Here is a 4,639-nt window from a genome sequence, read left to right as displayed (position 1 = left end):
GTCGTTAGACCGCGTACGATATCCTCGTCGCCCATGAGACTGCGGACTCCTTCGATCGCCTTGGCAGCTAAAACGCCCTTGCCCGTCCTATTGAAGAAGTCCTCGAATGGCTCGGTCCTGCCTGAGACGGGCAAGGCCTGATAAATCTTCTCTAACCCAGGCATGAGCATTTTCCAGAGCTGCGAGATATTCTCCTTCAGCGCAGCGATGTCACTTGGCATTCGGAAGAGAAGGGTGGCGATGAACCCCGCCCATGCCCTCCGCTGTGCTTGCGTGAGATCGTCACCCTCAAGCAGCACCTTAAGCGCGTCAGCTGCCCGGCTGTCGACGGGCGATAGAAACTCAGTTTCCAGGTCTTGCTTAGCGTCGTCAGGCAGGCCTTCGACGGCGTATAGACGCTCAATGTACCCTGCGCCGTCGGGGTGCACACGGCGCGGCTTCACCACGTTACCGTAGGGCCGGGTAAAGCGCACAATCTTCTGGTCAGCGCCTGCCCACTGGCGCAGGTAGAAAACTGGAAGAAAATGGTGTCTGTGCGGCTTGTTGGCAGACATCAAGCAGCTTCTGAGCGGAATTGGGGCCTTACGGTTGCCTTAGGTCTTCCGACTTGTAGTCCTCTTGGCTGGTTTCGAAGCCCGCTTCCGACCGAGCCCGCTGGATTTCGCCAAAGCTGATCGCTGCGCAGCATAATTCGGCGCCACCATCGGATAATCGCGCGTCAGGCCCCACTTTTCACGATACTCGTCGGGCGTCAGATTGTAGTGGGTCATCAGATGGCGCTTCAGTGATTTGAACTTCTTCCCATCCTCGAGGCAGATGACATAGTCGGGGAACACAGATCGCTTCGGATTGACCGCTGGCGTCAGAACTACTATCTCCGGCTCAGCGGGCTGGCCAATTTTCGAAAGTGACGAATTCACGCTGTGGATCAGGTCCGGCAGAGAGGAGACCGGCACCGGATTGTTGCTGACATAGGCAGAAACGATATCGGCGGTTAACTCGATCAAGTTCAGGGTCTCGTCGGCCAAGGCTTTCTCCTTCATGGCAATCGAAGCTTCGTAGCTTTTGGCCGAGACCTAATCAACGGTCGACCTCTACCTCGTACAAATCCATCTGAGCATTCCCGAACCGGCGTTACCGATGAACACGCTGGGGATACCAGCCAACACGTCTTCAACTTGCGCGATAACAGCGTCCGGAACGCGACTGTTCGCCGGACCAGAGTGCTCTGCTAAGATCCAACCCACAGAACCACATCGGGCGAAGGCAAACAGCGCCGGGTTCTCGCCTTCCCACGAATAAAAATACCGTTGGCCGGATAGGACTGACGCCAGAGCAGCCGCGAATTCCTCACCAGGCTTCCTCAGGCAATTGTTGAACTGTTGACCCTCCATGCGGAGCTGTTCGGCCGTAGTGATGGGAATCAGCGCACCAGCCTGATCAAATGGAGGCGCAGGGAATGGCAACAGCCCATACAGGTTTGCCAGGATATTCGCTGGCTGACGGCCCTCAGAGATGCACCGAACAAGGTGCCGTTCCTCGTATCGTGAGGGCATCCGGGCAACTACCCACAGCAACTCGACCATTGCTTGCGCGGATATGTTGCACTTCAGCAGAGCGCGGACGACCGGGTTCGACTCAGTCTTATTCACGGCCGTTGCGAGTGAGGCCAGGTCGTCATCGTTCATTTTCGGCGACTGATGGACGTGTCGTGCCAGCGGTCCACCAGCAGTGAGCACTTTATGGAGGGCCAAATAAGCGTGTTTTGCCCTCGCGAAGGGTCCGAGTTTGCCGAGCGCCGAGACCATTCCAGCGGGGCAGGAGCCGAATGCCTTCTCAATAATCTCCCGTGACTTAGCAAAGGTGAGAAACCGGTAGGTTTGGGTCACATCGTGAGTGGCCGTGTTATGGATAGCCAGCCACGCATGCCACGTGTGCCGGCGGGTGTCTGAGGCCAGCAGGTATTCGTAGATGCGATCATCCTGCCAGATCAACTGAATTTGAGCATAGTCGTGCCGAGCCAAAAGCGTGATAACCGACTTGTCAGACCCATTTGGAGCTGGCGGCAGACCGATTCGATTGTGTTGCATGGGGACTATCTCCTGATAGCCCGCCCTTCGCGCCGAGAGCCCTTCCAGACAACGGCATCCACTGACAACGATTCGAGCGCCGTGGTGATTTGTACGATCGCTGCTTCAATCAGCGCGGCGCCGTTCAAATGGTCAGCACCAGGCTCCTAACTCTTAAAGAAGATAAGTTGGGCGTCCAAGACGAGAAAAGCCAGTACCGAGGCTCGCACAACAGGGTCCTTGAATCGATCGGCCACTTCTGTGGCAGAATGGCTCCTCGATGAAAGCAGTTGGACGGTTCTTTCGATAGCGTCGCGGTTATTGGGCGTACTGCGACGCCGGTTTGACAGCACCGCCAACAATCGCTGCCAGTTCGGAACCTTTCGTTCAAATCCCTCGCCTTCTTCCGAATAGAGCCGGAAGGTGTTGCCATCAGCCTTGAACGTGACGTGATGCTTCTTAGTGGTGTTCGGGAGCACGATCTCGTTTGGCGCTATGACTGCTGTCGCTGTGGATAGAACGTTTCCATTAGTGTAGCATCGAGACAAATCGTCAGCGCTCTCGATCTGACTGGTAACGTAGAATACTGCTTCACCGCTTGTTTCAAGCTGTTGGAGTGCCTTGTGTTGGCGATAGCTGTCTCGTTCTCGCAAATGCATTCGAAATAAGGGCGTCGAGTTGAAATCGCCTTTCTTGATCTCTCCAGCATTTGCTGTCGTGAGCACAAAAGACCGCTTAAACTGAAAATAGACGGGCGTACTGTTCTTAAGCACCTTCACATCATAGCCTTTGGTCGCTTCGACCGCTTGGCTAATGAAATCTGGCGCGGCGGGGAAACTTCCGCCGGCTGTGTGCAACCGCTCGAACTCTCGTAGAAACCCATAGCCAAAAGACAGCTCTGAGAAATCCGGCCACGGCATCCCACACCCCGACGTCGCGCTTCGAAAGCGCCCTATTCCTTGGTGCCGTCTTTCAGCAACTTGTCGGGAAAATCCGTGGTCTGAAGTTTGAACGCGTCATTGGTCACATATGGGCGATAATCGGCACCATTCAGCTGCAGTGCCTTGGGGAACGTCAGTTTCTCTGTCTTCATATACGTATCAAGCGCGGGTATCTGGCCTTCTGCCCACGGGGATAGGGGCACCGCGTATTTCTCATACCCTTTCAACTCCTCCTCGGACACCATGGAGAACAGACCGAGCTTATCCTGTTCCACATTGAAATTCTTCGCCATAGCACCCCTCAGAAAATCAAGGTGGCGCTCGGCTTCGTCGGTTTGCGCTAGGATGGCCTTGCCGTCGACGACGTCCAGCACTTTCCCGCCGCTGGTCTTGAGCGTCCTGGCCATTCCGGCGAACTTTCCGATTGCGATGGCACGGGTGCGCTCATCGCTCATCTCATACAAGGATTTTGCGGCCACGTTGTCTGTACGGCATGGAACGGGCGCAACCGCGCTAGGATCGACGCTCCAGAATGCAGGGCCACCAAACCGTACTGCCGACCACATGATGTACGCCATCGTGTCGCTCACACCAGCAGCTCTCATCCCCATCCAAAATGCATGATGCGTGCTGTAGTATTCGCGGCTTTTAGTGCAACAGTAATAGTCGTGGATAATCGCTGCATCGAGGTATGGGCCGTCGAATGGTCCCCCTACCAAGCTCCAAGCAAATCGAGGAATGCTCGCTCCATCCGTGACTTCTCCGGCGGGAACCGTCCATTCCAGCCCGTTTGGATCACGATAAACAAATGGCCTGTTCAGTTTGAATTGTGGCCTATCAGGGTCAGATATGAATGACCCGTCTGGATTACCGACGAATTGGCCGTATTCCTGGCACAATGCAGCTGTGCTCGAACCAAAGAATATCAACAGCAACAATACAACTCGCATAGCCCCCTCCCTCTTCTACCGATAGCAAATCACTACGAGCATTTTGTTGCAAGCGTGACCAGTTGAAATTCTAGGGCTGTTGTCGATCGTGGCTTGCTTGAGGATAGCGCCGCCATAGAAACAACCCGATGGAGATCGGCAATGGACGCTCGCGTCATCAAGGCGCTGGCCTGCGAAAGCAGGTTGAAAATCCTCGATTTTCTGAACTGGCCGGAGCTGTATTTTCCCGACGTTCCCAACGCGCGACAGACTGGCCTAACCAACAAGCTGATCTGCGGCCGTCTCGGCCTCACACAAGAATCGGTCAGCCTGCACATGCGTTGGCTGACGGAGGGCAACTTGGTTTCAGCAAAGAGGGTTGGAACGCGGGTGTTCTACAAGCGCGACGAGCGTGGCATCGATGAGGCGGTCACGGCGCTGTGCGAAATCCTGCAAGGGTCTAGTGACAAGCAGTCTGGGGCTTAAGCGCCTCTGATTTCTTATTTCGATCTGGGCATGGTGCCAGATAGGCCATTGTTTCTCACAAGCTTAACGCCAATATGCTGCGTACGTGCGAACCGCCCAACATAACAAGAAGTTGGGGGTTCGACGCCTGCTGGTCGGGTCGTGGGGGCTTGGGGATGTGGACTGAGGTCAATTTCGGGAAATGGGTCGGAAAGGGCAAAACTCTGCCCCAGAT

General features: G+C 55.3%; 6 protein-coding genes. 1 reads left to right on the top strand and 5 read right to left on the bottom strand.

Translation table 11 applies throughout. The annotated features are described in order from the left end of the window. The 5 genes from FJW07_RS31475 to FJW07_RS31455 form a co-directional block, all read right to left on the bottom strand. Positions 1-554 (bottom strand): DUF4238 domain-containing protein (locus tag FJW07_RS31475; RefSeq protein WP_140860928.1); only part of this gene is annotated, 554 nt, incomplete at its 3' end. A gap of 39 nt (positions 555-593) precedes the next feature. Further along, positions 594-1,043 (bottom strand): MucR family transcriptional regulator, encoded by a 450-nt coding sequence (locus FJW07_RS31470; RefSeq protein WP_140860926.1) that lies wholly within the window; start codon positions 1,041-1,043, stop codon positions 594-596. A gap of 51 nt (positions 1,044-1,094) precedes the next feature. After that, entirely contained in the window at positions 1,095-2,090 is a 996-nt protein-coding gene (locus FJW07_RS31465; protein WP_140860924.1) for a hypothetical protein, read from the bottom strand. 146 nt (positions 2,091-2,236) lie between these two features. Beyond that, positions 2,237-2,989 (bottom strand): hypothetical protein, encoded by a 753-nt coding sequence (locus FJW07_RS31460; protein ID WP_140860922.1) that lies wholly within the window; start codon positions 2,987-2,989, stop codon positions 2,237-2,239. Between the two features lie 32 nt (positions 2,990-3,021). Further along, complete coding sequence (locus tag FJW07_RS31455; protein ID WP_140860920.1) at positions 3,022-3,960, bottom strand: DUF1353 domain-containing protein; 939 nt, start codon at positions 3,958-3,960, stop codon at positions 3,022-3,024. A gap of 141 nt (positions 3,961-4,101) precedes the next feature. On the opposite strand from FJW07_RS31455, the gene FJW07_RS31450 reads away from it, so the two are divergent. After that, positions 4,102-4,425 carry a helix-turn-helix transcriptional regulator gene (locus tag FJW07_RS31450; RefSeq protein WP_140860918.1) on the top strand — a complete coding sequence of 108 codons (324 nt, stop codon included), beginning with the start codon at positions 4,102-4,104 and terminating at the stop codon, positions 4,423-4,425. Positions 4,426-4,639: the final 214 nt, after the last annotated feature.

It is taken from the genome of Mesorhizobium sp. B3-1-9 (assembly GCF_006439595.1).
In the GTDB taxonomy this organism is placed as follows: domain Bacteria; phylum Pseudomonadota; class Alphaproteobacteria; order Rhizobiales; family Rhizobiaceae; genus Mesorhizobium.
The sequence above is the reverse complement of the archived record's forward strand: the minus strand, read 5'-3'. Positions and strand labels throughout refer to the sequence as shown.

What these genes read in the sequence shown, in the direction of transcription:
- FJW07_RS31465 (WP_140860924.1), bottom strand. Translation starts at nt 2,090, where the DNA reads ATGCAACACAATCGAATCGGTCTGCCGCCAGCTCCAAATGGGTCTGAC.
- FJW07_RS31455 (WP_140860920.1), bottom strand. Translation starts at nt 3,960, where the DNA reads ATGCGAGTTGTATTGTTGCTGTTGATATTCTTTGGTTCGAGCACAGCT.
- FJW07_RS31450 (WP_140860918.1), top strand. Translation starts at nt 4,102, where the DNA reads ATGGACGCTCGCGTCATCAAGGCGCTGGCCTGCGAAAGCAGGTTGAAA.
- FJW07_RS31460 (WP_140860922.1), bottom strand. Translation starts at nt 2,989, where the DNA reads ATGCCGTGGCCGGATTTCTCAGAGCTGTCTTTTGGCTATGGGTTTCTA.
- FJW07_RS31470 (WP_140860926.1), bottom strand. Translation starts at nt 1,043, where the DNA reads ATGAAGGAGAAAGCCTTGGCCGACGAGACCCTGAACTTGATCGAGTTA.